Origin of the sequence: Nevskia soli (assembly GCF_903970205.1) — a bacterium.
In the GTDB taxonomy this organism is placed as follows: Bacteria; Acidobacteriota; Terriglobia; order Bryobacterales; family Bryobacteraceae; genus Bog-113.
The window spans coordinates 1-16,594 of the sequence record NZ_CAJCHS010000343.1 but is presented as its reverse complement, the minus strand read 5'-3'; the positions used below and the strand labels follow the sequence as shown (position 1 = coordinate 16,594).

At 60.6% G+C, this 16,594-nt stretch carries 17 protein-coding genes and 1 pseudogene; 13 read left to right on the top strand and 5 right to left on the bottom strand.

Features of this window, described 5'->3' with window-relative positions:
- Positions 1 to 186 precede the first annotated feature (186 nt).
- The 8 genes from truA to H1Y01_RS15005 all read left to right on the top strand — a co-directional run bounded on the left by truA (position 187) and on the right by H1Y01_RS15005 (position 6,852).
- The gene (gene truA / locus H1Y01_RS15040) at positions 187 to 1,026 is read left to right on the top strand and encodes a tRNA pseudouridine(38-40) synthase TruA (protein ID WP_219341577.1); all 840 of its coding nucleotides are present in this window, start codon (positions 187 to 189) and stop codon (positions 1,024 to 1,026) included.
- A gap of 12 nt (positions 1,027 to 1,038) precedes the next feature.
- Positions 1,039 to 1,593, top strand: a complete 555-nt coding sequence (locus H1Y01_RS15035) for an inorganic diphosphatase (RefSeq protein WP_219341576.1) — start codon at positions 1,039 to 1,041, stop codon at positions 1,591 to 1,593.
- A 215-nt stretch (positions 1,594 to 1,808) separates the two neighbouring features.
- On the top strand, positions 1,809 to 2,585 hold the full coding sequence (locus H1Y01_RS15030) for an MBL fold metallo-hydrolase (RefSeq protein ID WP_180541327.1): 777 nt from the start codon (positions 1,809 to 1,811) through the stop codon (positions 2,583 to 2,585).
- On the top strand, positions 2,582 to 3,892 hold the full coding sequence (gene purB / locus H1Y01_RS15025) for an adenylosuccinate lyase (protein ID WP_180541326.1): 1,311 nt from the start codon (positions 2,582 to 2,584) through the stop codon (positions 3,890 to 3,892). The genes H1Y01_RS15030 and purB overlap by 4 nt, the downstream gene beginning before the upstream one ends.
- A 231-nt stretch (positions 3,893 to 4,123) precedes the next feature.
- Positions 4,124 to 5,299 (top strand): glycine C-acetyltransferase, encoded by a 1,176-nt coding sequence (locus H1Y01_RS15020; protein ID WP_180541325.1) that lies wholly within the window; start codon positions 4,124 to 4,126, stop codon positions 5,297 to 5,299.
- 203 nt (positions 5,300 to 5,502) lie between these two features.
- Positions 5,503 to 5,964, top strand: coding sequence for an SRPBCC family protein (locus H1Y01_RS15015; protein ID WP_180541324.1), 462 nt, complete (start codon positions 5,503 to 5,505; stop codon positions 5,962 to 5,964).
- On the top strand, positions 5,948 to 6,283 hold the full coding sequence (locus tag H1Y01_RS15010; protein WP_180541323.1) for an ArsR/SmtB family transcription factor: 336 nt from the start codon (positions 5,948 to 5,950) through the stop codon (positions 6,281 to 6,283). Before H1Y01_RS15015 ends, H1Y01_RS15010 begins: the two co-directional genes overlap by 17 nt.
- A gap of 293 nt (positions 6,284 to 6,576) precedes the next feature.
- Positions 6,577 to 6,852, top strand: coding sequence for a CopG family transcriptional regulator (locus tag H1Y01_RS15005; protein ID WP_180541322.1), 276 nt, complete (start codon positions 6,577 to 6,579; stop codon positions 6,850 to 6,852).
- A gap of 628 nt (positions 6,853 to 7,480) precedes the next feature.
- Here the strand turns inward: H1Y01_RS15005 and H1Y01_RS15000 are convergent.
- On the bottom strand, positions 7,481 to 7,795 hold the full coding sequence (locus H1Y01_RS15000) for a hypothetical protein (RefSeq protein ID WP_180541321.1): 315 nt from the start codon (positions 7,793 to 7,795) through the stop codon (positions 7,481 to 7,483).
- Positions 7,796 to 8,002: 207 nt separating this feature from the next.
- On the opposite strand from H1Y01_RS15000, the gene H1Y01_RS14995 reads away from it, so the two are divergent.
- From H1Y01_RS14995 to H1Y01_RS14975, 5 genes are read left to right on the top strand one after another with little or no spacing between them, the layout of a single operon-like run.
- The gene (locus H1Y01_RS14995; RefSeq protein WP_180541320.1) at positions 8,003 to 9,460 is read left to right on the top strand and encodes a hypothetical protein; all 1,458 of its coding nucleotides are present in this window, start codon (positions 8,003 to 8,005) and stop codon (positions 9,458 to 9,460) included.
- Positions 9,461 to 9,486: 26 nt separating this feature from the next.
- Positions 9,487 to 11,043, top strand: a complete 1,557-nt coding sequence (locus tag H1Y01_RS14990) for a carboxylesterase/lipase family protein (protein WP_180541319.1) — start codon at positions 9,487 to 9,489, stop codon at positions 11,041 to 11,043.
- 25 nt (positions 11,044 to 11,068) lie between these two features.
- Complete coding sequence (locus H1Y01_RS14985) at positions 11,069 to 12,004, top strand: S1/P1 nuclease (RefSeq protein WP_180541318.1); 936 nt, start codon at positions 11,069 to 11,071, stop codon at positions 12,002 to 12,004.
- Between the two features lies 1 nt (position 12,005).
- Positions 12,006 to 12,902, top strand: a complete 897-nt coding sequence (locus H1Y01_RS14980; RefSeq protein ID WP_180541317.1) for a HEAT repeat domain-containing protein — start codon at positions 12,006 to 12,008, stop codon at positions 12,900 to 12,902.
- 5 nt (positions 12,903 to 12,907) lie between these two features.
- Complete coding sequence (locus H1Y01_RS14975) at positions 12,908 to 13,516, top strand: class I SAM-dependent methyltransferase (protein ID WP_180541316.1); 609 nt, start codon at positions 12,908 to 12,910, stop codon at positions 13,514 to 13,516.
- A gap of 48 nt (positions 13,517 to 13,564) precedes the next feature.
- Here the strand turns inward: H1Y01_RS14975 and H1Y01_RS14970 are convergent, their stop codons facing one another.
- The 4 genes and pseudogenes from H1Y01_RS14970 to H1Y01_RS14955 form a co-directional block, all read right to left on the bottom strand.
- Complete coding sequence (locus H1Y01_RS14970; protein ID WP_180541315.1) at positions 13,565 to 13,960, bottom strand: GlcG/HbpS family heme-binding protein; 396 nt, start codon at positions 13,958 to 13,960, stop codon at positions 13,565 to 13,567.
- Between the two features lie 35 nt (positions 13,961 to 13,995).
- Complete coding sequence (locus H1Y01_RS14965) at positions 13,996 to 14,958, bottom strand: histone deacetylase family protein (RefSeq protein WP_180541314.1); 963 nt, start codon at positions 14,956 to 14,958, stop codon at positions 13,996 to 13,998.
- A gap of 10 nt (positions 14,959 to 14,968) precedes the next feature.
- A complete protein-coding gene (locus tag H1Y01_RS14960) occupies positions 14,969 to 15,853 on the bottom strand; it encodes a Dyp-type peroxidase (RefSeq protein WP_180541313.1) in 885 nt (294 codons plus the stop codon).
- A gap of 50 nt (positions 15,854 to 15,903) precedes the next feature.
- Positions 15,904 to 16,594: pseudogene (locus tag H1Y01_RS14955) on the bottom strand (hypothetical protein); the annotation flags it as partial.

The following is a 16,594-nucleotide window of genomic DNA, read 5'->3' as shown; positions in this document are numbered from 1 at the left end:
GGCCAAAAACAAAGGCCCGATTCGTTAAGAATCAGGCCCGAAGTTTAGTTGACGAATTTTGAGGTGGATCAGGGGATATTGAGGTGAGCAGAGGGGTCGGTTCAGGGGGTTAGTAAAGAAGGTCAACTTCGATTCGAGCCTGATAATCTTGATGCACGCTAAAAACCAAGCAATCGATTAGCCAAAGTGAAACCCACTGAAATTCCGGCCGATAGGCAGCCGGCCCCGCTTGCGCAGACTCTTGCACCGAGCAAAAAGGAAACGCCTCCCGATGCCGCACGCCGCATTCGCGTAACCGTCGCTTATGACGGCGCCGATTTTCACGGATGGCAGGTGCAACCCGATCGGCGCACGATTCAGGGCGCGATCGAAGAAGCCGTGCACGCCATCGAAGGCGAGCCGGTCGTCGTTCACGGTTCCGGCCGCACCGACGCCGGAGTTCACGCCGAAGCGCAGGTCGCCGCGTTCTCGCTGACCAACCCAATCCCCGTCGAGAACCTGCGGCGCGCCCTCAACCGCCTGCTCCCGCCCACCATCCGCATTCTCGAAGCCGCGGAAGTCGCGCCGGATTTCCACCCGCGCTTCGACGCCGTCGCCAAGACCTATGAGTACCGTCTCTTTCGCGCGGAGGTTTGCCCGCCGCCGCTGTGGCGCTATGTCCATCACCACCCGTTTCCGCTCGATACCGCGCGCATGATCGCCACCGCCCGCATCTTCGAAGGCCGGCACGATTTCTCCGCCTTCGCCGCTGCCGACGATCGCGATGCCGAAGCGCGCTCCAAAGTCCGCACGGTCTTTTCCTCGCAGATCGAAATCGACCACGCGCTGCTGCGCTTCCGGATCCGCGGCAGCGGTTTCCTCAAGCACATGGTGCGCAACCTGACCGCGTGTCTTCTGGAAGCCGGCAAAGGCAATATCGACGACGATCAGATCCGCGCTCTACTCGAGCCGGGCTCCGCGCACAAATTCCCCCACTCCGCCCCCGCCAAAGGACTGCATCTCCTTTCGGTCGAATATCGACTCTGATACGCTAGTCCGGTGCTTCTGTACGATATCGATCCCGGCCCCGATTGCCCTGAAATCGTGCGCATGATTGTGGAGATCCCGCAACACTCCGCGAATAAGTACGAGTACGACGGGAAGCTCGGCGTCTTCCGCCTCGACCGCACGCTCTACTCTCCGGTCCACTATCCCGGCGACTACGGCTTCATCCCCGGCACGCTGGCGGATGATAACGATCCGCTCGACGTGCTCGTCCTCGTCCAGAACCCCAGTTACCCCGGCGTGATGATCGAAGTCCGCCCGGTAGGCCTGCTGAATATGGTCGACAATGACGAGCGCGATCAGAAGGTACTCGCCGTTCCCACGCGCAACCCGCGTTACGACCAGATCCACACGCTCGACCAGATCTTCCCGCACACGCGCCGCGAGATCGAGCACTTCTTCTCGATCTACAAGGAACTGGAAGGCAAGGTCACGCTGATGAAAGGATGGGCCGGTCCGCGCGAGGCCCGCAAATCGATCCTGGAATGCCGCCAGCGCTATCTGCAGCAGAAAGGCGTCAGCACCGAGCCCATTCCCCCGGAGCACTAATCCCGCCTCCTACCCGTGGTTCCCTGTTCATCCGCGGCTAATGAAGTCCCGGAAACGCGTGCTTTTGCGCGTCCTGCAGCAACCGCCCCGTACCTTTCTCCACCACCTCCCGGACCTCCACCGATTGCATTCCCCCCCGAAACCTGCTAAAAACATTTCTTGGACTCTCTGTTCCCACTCGTCCCCCGGCACGCCATCCCCTCCGGCACCCGCGCATGGTGAAATTCTGCGTCCTCTCCAGCGGCAGCACGGGCAACGCCGCACTGCTCGCCACGTCGCACACGCGCATCCTGATCGATGCCGGCCTGAGCCTTCGCGAACTCTCGAAGCGTCTGGCCTCGATCGGCGAATCCTGCGAACAACTCGACGCCATCCTCCTCACGCATGAACATTCCGATCACATCAGCGGACTGCTGCGCCTGCTGCGCAAACGCAAATTCACCATCCCCGTCTACAGCACGCGCTTGACCGCGCCGGAAATCGACTGGGAGGAAGCCGAGCCGCGGCTCCAGTGCTTCCAGGCCGGAATGAGTTTCACCATCGGCGACATCGCAGTCCAGAGTTTCAGTATTCCGCACGATGCGCGCGATCCGGTCGGCTTCTGTTTTCGCGCCGGAGGCGTGCGCATCGGCCTCGCCACCGATCTCGGCTATATTCCCGATTCGCTGCGCTTTCACTTGCGCGAGGTCGATCTCCTTCTCCTCGAATCGAATCACGATATCGAGATGCTGAAAGTGGGTCCCTACCCGTGGTCGGTCAAACAGCGGGTGATGGGCCGGCGCGGCCATCTTTCGAACGACGTGGTGTGCGATTTCCTGACCAGCGACCTCGACCCCTGGACCCGCACGCTGATCCTGGGCCACTTGAGCGAGCATAATAACCATCCGGAACTGGTGCGGATGGGCGCCGAAAGCGTCCTCGCGCGCCGCTCGCACCCCGCCCGCCTTGTCGTCGCCGAACAGTCGCACCCCACCGAGGTCTTCGCGTTTTGATCGCACGCTACACGCGCCCGGAGATGGGGCGCATCTGGAGCGACGAAAACAAATTCCGGCAATGGCTCGAAGTGGAACTCGCCGCTTCCGAAGCCCTGGCGGAAATGGGCGTGGTCCCCGCCGCCGCCGCCGCAGCGTTGCGCGCGCACGCATCCGTCGATCCGGCCCGCGTCCATGCCATCGAACGCGAGGTCAAACACGACGTCATCGCGTTTACCACCGCGGTCGCGGAATCGATGGCCGCCGTCGGGCAGAGCGAGCCGTCGCGGTGGCTGCACTACGGTCTGACCTCGAACGATGTCGTCGATACCGCGCAGGCGCTGCAGCTCCGGCAAGCATCGGCTATAATCCGCGGCGGCATCGAACGCCTCGCCGCCGGGCTCGACCGCCGCGCGCACGAGTTCCAGCACACCCCGCAGATCGGCCGCACCCACGGCGTGCATGCCGAGCCCATCACCTTCGGCCTCAAGCTGGCCGTCTGGTTCGACGAAGCGCGCCGCGATCTCGAACGTCTCGATCGCGCGGCCGAAGAGCTGCGCGTGGGGAAGATCTCCGGCGCGGTCGGTACCTTCGCGCATATCACGCCCGAAGCGGAAGAGCGCATCTGCGCGCGCCTCGGTCTGAAACCCGCGCCCATCGCCACGCAGGTCATCGGGCGCGACCGGCATGCGTATTATCTGGCAACGCTCGCGGTCATCGCCGGCCTCTGCGAGAAGATTGCGCTCGAAGTCCGGCATCTGCAGCGCACCGAAGTCCGCGAGGCCGAAGAATACTTCGCGCGCGGCCAGAAGGGCAGCTCCGCCATGCCGCATAAGCGCAATCCGGTGGTTAGCGAGCAAATCTGCGGCCTCGCGCGCGTGGTCCGCTCCAACTCTGTCGCCGGCCTCGAAAACATGGCGCTCTGGCACGAGCGCGACATCTCGCACTCTTCCGTCGAGCGCGTCATCCTGCCCGATTCGACCATCCTTACCGACTATCTGCTGGACAAGACGGCTACCCTCATCGACACGCTGCTGGTCTACTCCGAGCGCATGCGCCGCAACCTCGAGATGACCCGCGGCCTGGTGTTCTCCGGCCAGCTCCTGCTCGATCTCGCCGCATCCGGCATGCTCCGCGAAGACGCCTACCGCCTGGTGCAGGCGCACGCCATGCAAGCCTGGGAGAGCGAAAGCGATTTCCGCGCCGCCATCGAAGCCGATCCCGAAATCCGCGCGCGCCTCTCGCCCGAGAAGCTCGCCGAAGCCTTTTCTCTCGACCGGCAGCTGCGCCACGTCGACGCCATCTTCGAACGCGTGTTCACTCGTTAGAACCAAAGGGACCGTACAGCCCCACTCCGAGCCCGACCGAAAGGGAGGGTCCTGCGCTGTCGGCCGCGTTGACCCTATCCGGGTGGAACGGTGTATGTGGGGGGCATTTTTCGAAGGAGATCCCCGCGCGCCTCTCGCCCGAACCTATCGCCGAAGCCTTTTCGCTCGACCGGCAGCTGCGCCACGTCGACGCCATCTTCGAACGCGTGTTCACTCGTTAGAATGGGGGCGATGCCCGCCCTCTCGTATCTCACCGAGCAACTCGACCAGTTCCGTGCCGCCGGCACCTACCAGCGCCTGCGCGTGCTCGGATCGGCGAGCGCCGCGGAATCGCGCTTCGATGGCAAGGAAGTGATCAATCTCGCTTCGAACAATTACCTCGGCCTCTGCACGCATCCCAAACTGATCGAAGCCTCGGTCGCGGCCGCGAAGAAATACGGCGCGGGCTCGGGCGCGGTCCGCACCATCTCGGGCACCATGACCCTGCACCTGCAGCTCGAAGAACGCATCGCTCAATTCAAGAATGTGGAAGCGTGCGTCGTGTTCCAGTCCGGTTTCACCGCCAATGCCGGCACCGTGTCGGCCATCCTGACGCCGGAGGATCACGTGATCTCCGACGCGCTGAATCACGCCAGCATCATCGACGGCTGCCGCCTCTCCCGCGCCAAGATCCACGTCTTCCCGCACAAGGATCACGCCGCAGCCGAACAAAAACTCGCCGAGCTCGACGATGTGCCCGGCCGCAAGCTGCTCATCTCCGACGGCGTCTTCTCGATGGACGGCGACATCGGCCCGCTGCCCGAGCTCGCTGCCGCCGCCCAGAAACACGGCGCCATCATGATGGTTGACGACGCGCACTCCTCCGGCGTGTTGGGCCGCAACGGCCGCGGCACGGTGGATCATTTCGGACTGCACGGGCGCGTGGACATTCAAGTCGGGACGTTGTCGAAAGCCATCGGCGTTCTCGGCGGCTACGTGTGCGGCACGCGCGACTTCATCGAATACCTCTACCATCGCGCGCGCCCGTTTCTGTTCTCGACCTCGCACCCGCCGGCCGTCGCCGCCGCGTGTCTGGCCGCCTTCGACATTCTCGAGCAGGAACCGGAGCGCATCGACAATCTCTGGAAGAACCGCCAGTACTGGAAAGAAGCGCTGGACCGTGAAGGCTTCGACACGGGATTGAGCGAGACACCGATCGTTCCCGTGCTGGTGGGGGAGGCGGACCGCGCCTACCGCTTCTCGCAGGCCTTGTTCGATGAAGGCGTGCTGGCGACGGGCATCGGTTTCCCCACGGTGCCCAAAGGCAAAGCGCGCGTCCGGACGATCGTGACCGCGACGCACACCCGCGAGGAACTCGACCGCGCCCTCGAAGCGTTCCGCAAAGCCCGCAAAACCCTCGAAACCTAACCGCGTACAACGCGCGCCTCGCTATCATATTTCTATTGAGCCGCATATTGTTACTCGATAGGATATTGTTACTGAGCCGCGACGGTCACGGAGCGGTCGGTTACGCGATACGGCCCCCCAAAAAAGAAACAAGCAACCCCCCGGTTGCATATCAAGCAAACTTAGTTCTATACTCCAAATATGCAACCCGGAGGTTGCCCATCATGTCACCTACCGTAGAAAGTCAAATCGAAAAGCGAATCGAGCTAGCCGCCCCCATCGCACGCGTCTGGGAGGCGATCACCGACTCCCGGCAGTTCGGCGAATGGTTTCAGGTAAAGATGGACGGACCCTTCGTCGCCGGCAAGCCGGTCGGCGGCCAGATCACGTTCCCCGGATACGAGCACCTGCGCATGGACATCGTCGTCCAAACCATCCAGCCCACTTCCTACTTCTCCTACACCTGGCACCCTTATGCGATCGATCCAAAAGTAGACTACTCGCAGGAGACGCCGACCCTGGTCGAATTCCGCCTGACCGCGATCCCGAAAGGTACGCTGCTGGTCCTGACCGAATCCGGCTTCGACAAGCTTCCGCCCGAGCGCTATGCGGACGTGTTCCGCATGAACACCCGCGGCTGGGAGCAGCAACTCGAGAGTATCGAAGCTTATGTCAGTAAGAAGTAGCGGCCTTCGCGCGCGGGCGACCCTGTTCGCCGCTCTGGGCGATGAGACGCGCCTTCGATTAATCGGCAAGCTATCGAAAGGCCGGCGCTGTTCGATCGCCGACCTGACCCAAGGGACCAAACTAACGCGGCAAGCCGTCACCAAGCACCTGCGCGTGCTGGAGAAGGTGCGGATCGTGCATCCGCACCGGGCCGGCCGGGAGAGCCTGTTCGAGCTTGATCCGCAGCCGATTCACGACTTGAGCTTGTACTTGGAAACCGTTTCGAAGCATTGGGACGCCGCGCTGGCGAGGTTGAAAGCGTTAGTGGAAAGCGAATAATAGCCTGCCCACACTGGAAAATGCCCCACGCGCCCCAACTTCGGCACTGCTGCGTGGAGCCGGATGGCAGGGCCCGAATTCTGCCTCACGCTTCAGCCTGAAGGAAGCGCAGCGGATCTTCGATCAGACGTATCTGGTCGACCATAAGAGTGATGATCCCGAGTAGTATCGTGCAATCGGGTGGTGCGATGGCCGCCTGTGCTCGGTGATCTTCGAGATCAGGAATGATGAGGAAGGCGAGTACTACGACTTGGTAACCGCCTGGAAAGCAACGAAAGAAGAAGAACCGAGCTATGCCGAAAACACCTAAACCCAAAGTCTCTGCCGACGAAATCGCCGCCAAGGCAACCCGCGGCGAGGATGTCTCCGCCCACTTCACCAACAAGTTCACCGTGGGCCGCCCGGTGCATCGCGTCAACGTCGATCTTACTCTCGGTATGCTGCGTGAACTAGACGAGCGCGCAGCCCGGCTCAACGTGAGTCGGCAAGCCGTCATCAAGACGCTGCTCGACGCAGCCTTGAAGAACGAAGCGCTCAGTCGACCGGGACGAAGGAAGCTCGCGGGCTAGCCGCTTCGATGTTGCCTGTACGCGGCCGTCGCGCTACTCACGCACCACGATCGCATGATTCCATTACCTAAAATCTCCCACGCCCTCAACAACTTATCCCCGAATTACCCGAAACTCCGCCTATCCCTCTGCTATCTCTAAGTCGAGGCAATCTCCAAAATCCAACTTACCAAGAGTTCCAACCATGGCATTCACCATCGTTCTTCAACGCGAGACCGACTAATCGCTGACTTCGCAGACGGCCAACCCGATCCCAAACCGCGCGCCTTCAACGCCGTAAAGAACGGCCTCACCGGCCTCAATCGGATCATCAGCGCTGATAACGTGCAATTCCATGATCGATTCTGTTTCAAGCCCGAAAACGCGCCCTGTTCGCAATTGCATGCGTGTCGAAGCCGATCTCTATGATGTCCAAGTCAATAAGGTCACGCAACCGGACCGAAAATCAACGAAAAAACAGTAACAAAACGGAAAATCGGAAATCGCTAACCCGAACCGCTGCAATAGTTTCCGCCGAATTCTCGTTTGGTAAAAAAAGACCGCTCAAAAGAAGCCCATTCCGTAGGAAGCCGCTAGTAGGAGCGCTGGATCACGTGCCGATCGCACCTCCGCCCCGCTCCGGCCGGCGCTACAGTATCGCCCCCAAAATCGCCCCCAGCAGCAGCGGCCCCACATGAATCAGCGCCAGCGCCACTCCGCCGAGTCCCGCAGCCAAGCCCACCAGCGGAAGACCGACCAGCAGCGACGCCATCGCGAAAAGCGCGATCCCGAAGAGAAGACCAGGCAGAATGGCGGCCAGGATCGCGTTGCCTACGCTGCCTGCTTTGCGCCCTCCCACGAACCCGGCAATCAGCGGACCGATGCCCGGCAGCCAGAAAAGAAGAATCGACAGCGCGAACATCCAGACCATTGCACTTCCGACACTCCCGCTGCGATTCGCCATGTAGTCCCGTCCTTACGTTGGCGTCAAACCGCGACGCTTCAAAGATCGCAGTGTAACATCGAACCTGAGAACAGCGGTCCTCGATATTTGACGAGCGCCACGCAGAAGGGGTATCCTTTTGCGGCGGGCTCACACCCGTCATCAAGATAGGAGAATCATTTGTTATTTCACTCGAAGCGACGCCTCACGGCAGCAATACTTTCGGCGATGCTATTGCCTCTGGCGGCGTACGCGCAAACCTGGCAGCCTCTAACCAATACACCCACCTTCAATGCGGGCGTCTCCCTGCTGCTCACCGACGGAACAATCATGGTGTACCATCTTGACTCCGAAGGTTACGGCACCGGATTGTGGTCGAAACTAACGCCGGATGTGAACGGCAGTTATGTGAATGGAACCTGGACAACGATCGCCTCCATGCCATCCGGCTATGCTCCGTTATACTTTGCGTCCGCTGTTCTTCCCGACGGTAGAGTCATTTGCGAAGGCGGCGAATACAACGAGCAGGCCGGCGGCGAAGTAAACCTCGGCGCCATTTACGATCCCGTTGCGAACAAATGGACATCGGTTGCGCCGCCTTCGGGATGGGCCAACATCGGAGATGCATCGAGCGTCGTGCTGCCGAATGGAACGTTCATGCTGGCGGATTCGCTCACCGGTCAGGCAGCCTTCCTGGAACCCACCACCCTGACCTGGAAGGCCGCTTCGATGGCGGGCAAAGCGGACGGCAACAACGAAGAAGGCTGGACGCTCCTTCCGGACGGAGCCGTCCTAACCGTGGATACCAATGACCCTTCGAATCTTACGAATTCCGAACAATACTTCGCATCGAAGGGCGAGTGGGTGACCGCCGGCAGCACCGTGGTTCAGCTCGACGCCACACAGAGCAACGACGGCGGATCGCACGAAATCGGCCCGGGCGTTCTGCTGCCGAATGGCACGGTGTTTTGGTCAGGCGCCACCGGCAACACGGCGGTCTACACTCCGGCAACGGGCGGAACCGGCGCCTGGGTTGCCGGACCGACCTTCCCCACCATTACGAAAGGCAAGCGTACCGAACAGTTAGGCACGGCGGACGCGCCCGGCACCATGGAGATCAACGGAAATGCGCTCGTTCTGGCGAGCCCCGTCGGGTCCGAGACCTATGATCCCCCGTCATCCTTCTTCGAATTCAACGGCACGACACTTACGTCCGTCGTGGGTACCGCAACTTCCGCCGAAGAGCCGTCTTATGCAGGTAGCTTCCTGATTCTGCCTACCGGCGAGATCCTATTTACCGACTTCACGACCGACATTGAAGTGTTCACGAGCGCGGGAACCTATAAGGCCGCGTGGCGGCCGCGCATCGAAAGCGTCCCGACGACGCTGACCCGGGGCGATACCTACGTTGTGTCCGGGGTGTTGCTGAACGGCGTCTCTCAGGGCTCGTTCTACGGCGACGATGGGCAGATGGCGGAGAACTATCCGATCGTGCAGATCACGAACATTGCCAGCGGCCACGTTTTCTATGCGCGAACCCACGGCCACAGCGCGATGCCGGTACATTCGACGGCCACGGTTACGACCAACTTCGATGTACCAACGGGAGCGGAAGCGGGAGCGAGCGATCTCCGGGTCATTGCAGACGGGATTCCGTCGAAGCCGGTTGCCGTTACCCTGCAGTAGTCCGCCGAAGTACCGAGGGAGCATAAATGAAAAGTATCTTCGCATTCCTCTGTGCCATAAGTTGTTTTGCGGCGTCCGCCGATACCGTTCGCATCGATAGCGGATCTCTCCGCGGCGCGGTAAGTGGAAACGTAACTGCATTCAAAGGCGTGCCGTTCGCGGCGCCTCCCATCGGGGCGAATCGGTGGCGTCCTCCGCAGCCGGTTGCGCATTGGAGTGGTGTGCGCGACGCGACCCAGTACGGAGCCGACTGCGCGCAGTTACCCTTTCCCAGCGATGCCGCGCCTCTAGGCACTAAGCCCAGCGAGAACTGTCTCTTCGTGAATGTGTGGACACCGGCGGCCCATGGTTCGGCGAAGCTACCAGTCATGGTTTGGATCTACGGCGGCGGTTATGTAAATGGAGGCAGCTCGCCCGCGGTTTATGACGGAACCCAGTTCGCCGCGAAGGGTGTGGTGTTCGTCAGCTTCAATTACCGGGTCGGTAGGTTCGGCTTCTTTGCGCATCCCGCGCTGACGGCGGAGAATCCGGACGGTTTGCTCGGTAACTACGCGTTCATGGATCAGATCGCGGCGCTCCAGTGGGTTAAGCGCAACATCGCCGCATTCGGAGGTGACCCGGGCAAAGTGACTCTCTTCGGCGAATCGGCCGGCGGCGGATCGGTATTAACCATGCTCACCACGCCGCTCGCGCACGGACTGTTTCAGAAGGCCATCATCGAATCGGGCGGCGGCCGCTCCGGAGTCTTCTTAATGCCCCCCGTGCATGCGACCGACCCGGACAAGCCGTCAGGCGAGAACAACGGGCTGGCTTTTGCGAAACAGGCCGGCATCACGGGGACTGGCGCGGACGCTCTCGCGAAACTGCGCGCGCTGCCCGAAGATCAGATCGTGAAAGGTTTAAACATGGCCACGATGTTCGGGCAGACGGCCATTTATAGCGGACCGATGATCGACGGCAAGTTAGTGGTCGAGACACCCGAGGAAGCCATCCTCGCCGGCCATGAGATGAAGGTGCCGGTGATCGCGGGCGCCAACAGCGCGGACATCGGGTTCTCCTTCGCGAACACGATGGACGCCGTCTTTCAGCCCTTCGGCGCTGATCGTGAGAAGGCGGCCGCGGCGTATAACGCGAGCGGATCTACGGATGTGAAAGCCATCGGATCCTTGGTCGCGATGGACAAGATGATGGTAGAACCGGCGCGGTTCGTGGTGCAACAAATGACTTTGGCCGGACAGCCGGCGTTCGAGTACCGGTTCTCGTATGTGGCGGAATCGATGCGTAAAGAGTGGAAAGGCGCGCCGCATGCGACGGAGATCCCGTTTGTGTTCGACACCGTGAAGGCAAGATACGGAGAGGATCTGACCGCCTCGGATGAGAGTACCGCGCGCGCCGCCAACGCTTACTGGGTCGCGTTCGCGAAGACGGGAGATCCGGCTCCGGCCGGGTTGCCTAAGTGGCCGAAGTACGATCCGAAGGCGGACCTGTTACTGAACTTTGCGGAGACGGGTCCAATGGTGGAAGCCGATCCATGGAAGACTCGCTTAGATCTGGTGGAAAAGTCAGTGACGGGTAGTAAGTGATTCGAGCCGGACTCAGTCGTTCGATATGAAATGCCGTGTCGTCCTCGCATGGATTGTCCTCGGATACACATCGCCTGCGTCCGCCTGGTGGTGTGAAGGGCATGAAGCGGTCGCGCTCATCGCGGAGAATCGTCTAACTCCGGACGCCCGGGCCCAAGTCGAGCGATTGCTGAAGGGCAGTCCCGTAGTAGAACCTCCTTCTTGCAAAGATTCTCCCGCGGACGCGATGGCCATCGCGTCTACCTGGGCCGATGACGCCAAGAACACGGAGCAGACGGCCGCATGGCACTTTATGAACATCCCGATGAACCTGAAGAAAGGCGATCCTGAAAAGTATTGCGAAGCGGTTGGTCCTTCGCATAACGGGGGGCCGCGTCCCGGATGCGTTGTAAGTGCGCTGCGGTCCACGGTGGACATACTCTTAAATAAAGACGAAAGCGGCGACGAGAAGGCCAAGGCGCTGCGCTATCTAATCCACTTCGCCGGCGATTTGCATCAGCCGCTTCATACGACCTCGAATAACGACGTAGGCGGAAACTGCCTGCCGGTACAGTTCTTCGATCAGCCGGGACCGGCTAACTTACACGCAGCCTGGGACGGGCTGATCATCGAGCGGGAATTGACCGCGCGGCATGAAACAGTCGCGCAGTTCGCGTCGGATATCGACCAGCGCTTCGCTTCGAAACGCGCGGAGTGGACCAAGAATGCGCCGCAGTTCGATAAGTGGGCTTGGGAAACCCACTTACTCGCAAACCAGGTGGCTTACGGCGATCTGACTCCGGAGCCGGGCCCTGAAGCGTTGCAACCTGCGCCGGACTGCGATGCCGAGAAGGCTCGCTTGGCCGCCCTGCACATTAAGATCGACGATGCTTATGAACGCGAAGCGATGCCGGTAATCGAAATGCAGATTGCCAAGGCTGGGTATCGCCTGGCTGCGATTCTAAACGCTCTCTGGCCATAACTTGAGCAAACAGGCTTTCGAGCGCAAGCTGGAACAGATCGAAGCCCTGCGAACGGCGCCGGAGGCGGAAGCGGTCCCGCCGCTTCGCAAAGCGCTGCGCGATCGGAACAACTACGCCGCGGGCAAGGCGGCTCGCATCGTCGGAGAACGTCTGTTGGAGGCGCTACACCCGGACCTGATCGAAGCGTTCGATCGGTTTCTGCAGGATCCGGTAAAGACCGATCCACAGTGCTGGGCGAAGAATGCGATCGCCAAGTCGCTGAAGGACCTGGAGCATTCGGATGCCGAAGTGTTTATTCGAGGAATCAAGCACATCCAAATGGAGCCCGTCTGGGGCTCGCATCAGGATACGGCGGCGACGTTGCGCGGAACGTGCGCGTTGGCTTTAACCGCGTGCGGACTGCCGGCGCATGAGGTGCTGCTTCATCTGGTCGACTTACTTGCCGATCCCGAAGCGGCCGCCCGGCAAGACGCGGTTCGCGCGGTGGGACAGCTCGGGACCATTGAAGGTACCTTGCTGTTGCGATTGAAAGCCATGACAGGCGATGAAGAACCGGCGGTCACCGGGCAGTGTTTCTCCGCCTTGATCGATATGCTCCCGCGTGAGTACTTGCCTTTTGTAAGTAAGTTTCTTAAAAGCGCAAACCGCGACCTGGCGATGGAAGCCGCCGGCGCGCTGTGCGCCACCCGTGAACCCGGGGCACTCCCTTTAATAGAAGCATTCTGGAATCGTCTGATCGACCAGGAGATGAAGCGCGATCTGTTGATACTCATCGGCGGTTCACCGAACCCGGCTAGTGTCGATCTGTTGCGATCCGCTGCGGAAAGTACGTCCGGCAAGCTGGCGGACCAGGCGCGCGAACTCCTGGCCCGCAGCCGGTTTGCGCAAGGGTCTTGAATCACTTGTTCTCCCTGGCTGAGCAATTTGGCGCGATCGATATCTATCTGTTCGATCAGCTGCTGCGCGGCCGCATCGAGCCTGGCATGCGGGTCCTTGACGCGGGCTGCGGGGCGGGGCGGAATCTTGTGTACCTTCTGCAAGCCGGTTATGAGGTATTTGGGGTAGATATGGATCCGGATGCCGTCGAGAGTACCCGTGAGTTAGCGAAGCAACTCGCGCCAAGCCTTCCGGTGGGCAACTTTCGCGTTGGAGCAATCGAATCCATGCCGTTTCCTGAAGCTTTCGCGGATGTCGTGCTGAGTAACGCGGTCCTCCACTTTGCGCGTGACGATGAACACTTCGATGCGATGCTCCGCGGCACTTGGCGCGTGCTGAAACCCGGCGGGATGCTGTTCTGCCGGCTTGCTTCGTCCATCGGAATCGAGTCACAGATCGAGCGTCTATCGGGGCGTCGTTACTTATTGCCGGATGGCTCGGAAAGGTATCTGGTCGATGAGGCGCAACTGATGAAAATAACAAGCAAGTTAGGCGGGGAATTGCTCGACCCGTTGAAGACAACGGTGGTTCAAGGACAACGCTCGATGACGACCTGGGTCGTCGAGCGAAGATAGCAGAGAGGAATTGGTGATCCTCAGGTTGCTCCGCCGCAGGTAAGCGCCTCAAAACGCCGCCGCGCCCGCTTCGGCCACCGCGTGATCCTGCTTGCCCGAGCCGCCGCTCACTCCGATCGCGCCGACCACTTCGTCGCCCCGTTTGAGCGGGATACCGCCCGCGAAGATCATGACTTTGCCGTTGTTCGAGGCATGGATACCGAAGAACTGATCGCCGGATTGACTATGTTCGCCCAGCGCTTTGGTCTCGATGTCAAAAGCGCGTGAGGTCCAGGCTTTCTTGATGGAAATATCAATACTCCCCATCCACGCTTTGTCCATGCGAACGTGGGCAACCAGGTTGCCGCCCGCATCGGCAACGGCAATGTTCATAGGCTGGCCGATCTCTTCGGCCTTCTTTTCGGCGGCGGCGATAACCCGGCGCGCATCTGCAAGTGTAATCATAAGATCTCCTTAACGATCAGTGTAAAGGTAAGCAGCTATATCGCATGCGTCATTGGTCGACAAGTTTCCAAGGTAGACTCCAAACCATTTACATGAGCACGCACAGCTTGCTCTAAGCCACTCAGATTGTAGCCGCCTTCAAGAACAGAAACGAGGCGTCCCGAGGCATATTTAGTAGCAATAAGTACGAGTAAGCGTGTGAGATCGGTGAAGTCCTGATCGCTCAGCAGGAAGTTACCCAGCGGATCGTTTATCCGAGAGTCAAAACCCGCGGAGATGAGAACCAGTTCGGGCCGAAATTCTTCCATCGCGGGGACAAGTTTCTGCTCGAAAGCGCCGAGGATCTCTTTCCTTCCGGAGCCTGCGCGGAACGGACAATTCAGCGTCGTGCCAAGACCGGGACCGGCGCCGGTCTCAAAAGGATGACCTGTTCCGGGGTACCAAGGCGACTGGTGCGTACTGAAGAAAAACACGGAGCCGTCTTCATAGAAAATGTCCTGCGTACCGTTGCCATGGTGGACGTCCCAATCGGCGATCAGAACGCGCTGAATACCTTGCCTGGCTTGCGCGTAGCGCGCGGCGATCGCGATGTTGTTGAAGATACAAAAACCCATGCCTCGATTCGCGGTGGCGTGATGACCGGGCGGCCGCACGACGCAGAACGCATTTGACGCCTCGGCGGAACAGACGAGATCGACGGCGGTGAGAACCGTGCCGACTGCGCTGCGCGCGACTTCCAGAGAATCCGGGCCGACCTGCGTGTCGCCGGTCGAAAGCTGCAGATAGCCGGCGGAAACTTCGCGGTCAACCAGACGGATGTAATCGGCAGTATGGCACAGAGCCAGTTCGGCCCGAACCGCTTCGCGCCTGGCGAATGACGTGAGGGCGTCAGGCGGAAGGCCGCGGATTGCGGCATCGAAGCGAGCCGGCTGTTCGGGGTGTCCCTGGCCTGGGTCGTGAAGCTTGCTGACGGGATCGGCGAGGATTGCGGTGGTCACTTGTTCGAACTTACCGCAAGCGGCGAAGGCTCTCGACGGAAGGTACGAAGTAGTAAGAGCCGGTCAACGGCTGAGTATAGCGCGTAAGTGCATCGCGCGTGCCCGTGATTAGGCCCGCCATACTATCGAGCATTCTGGATAGCCGCTTCTGATCCGCGCTGAATCCGACGAACATGGTGCCATGGTTGTCGACGGTTCCGTAGGGCATGTTGCGGCGAAAGATTTCCCCGAACTCGTCCTGATCGGTGCGGGCGACATGCGAGTCGGGCGGCTTGTTCTCGAGTTCGATACTGTCTAGCTTGGTGCGTCCCATGATGCCCTCCTGATGATCCGCCGGTAGAGCTTCCCACTCCGTTGTCTTGTGCTTCCACTTTTGAAGGAGCAGGACGGAGCCGCCAGCGCCGGGAACTCCTTCGGGCAAGAGCGCCACATCGGGAGCGTCAAGCAGGGTCGGATTCTCCGAGCCATCGATGAAGCCGGTAAGATCGCGATCGTGGCGGTAAGGCCAACTCGAGGTCTCTTCCGTTAGCGAAGCCTGGCCGGCGACGTCATGGACGACGGAGCGGGCCATGTCGAAGATAACGTCATAAGCACTGCCGGACAGCCATACCAGCGCATCATGTTGCGTAGCCGGCATGTCGAATCCTTCCGCGCCCCGGATCGCGTTGTTAAATCCCTCCACGTCCGGGGGCGCGTGGTTTGGGGCAATATCGCGCCAGAGCTCGGGGCGAAAGCCGATGACGAAGTTGACGCCTCCGGTGGTGGTCCGTGGTTCATGGATCGACGAGATCGTGGAGGCGAATTCTTTCGATTTCTTCGCGTCCAGAATGTCGAATTCCAGGTACGCATGAGAGGAGGTTCCAAGCGCGAAGATTCCAGCCTGAGGCGTGTACATGCAGGAATTATAGGAGGGCGGCTTTGACGAGCACGCCGAAGGGTTGGCTTTCAGGCCGCCTTGGCAAGCTGATTGTAACCGTGCTTGCGGAGCCACTGGCGGCGTTTTTCCTTCTGAAGAGGGCCGGTGAAGACGGGCATGTCGCTGGGGAATTTGAGTTCGGAAGAATGTGGCGGAACGAAGCCAGACGCGGCGGGTTGCGTCGTGCTTTCCATGGGGACTTCAACGGGTTGGATGACGGCGCTCATCCGGCGGCTTTGAACTAAGCCGGTTAGTTGGTTTTCGGCCAAGGCGGCGCGGCGGTGCAGTCGCGCTTCCGCCGTGGAGAGCTGATTGAAGAGGCGTGCGTTGGCCTGAAATCCGGCGGCCTGGGCGAGCGCGGTGAGGGTGTCTTCGTCGGCCTCGAACATGTTTTCGACGGTGGCGCGCTGTTGCTCGGCGCTGAGGATGGTTAGCGCGGTCTCGCGAGCGACGATGTGCTGGATGCGCCAGTGGCAGGCGACGATCTCCTGAACCAGCGAGAGTTCCTGGCTGGTTTCGGCGTGGAAATCGTTGGCGTATTCGATGCGGAGCGATTCGAAGGCGGCGGGGTCTTCACCGGGGAGGAGGACTTCGACGGAGAAGAGACCGTGTTTGACGGCGTTCATGGAGGCGCGTGCTTTGCCTTCGGGAGTGCGGGGTCCGGTGGAGTGCTGGGCGTTGGCGCGGTTGATGTCGGCGCGCGTGCGGGATGCGGGTTCG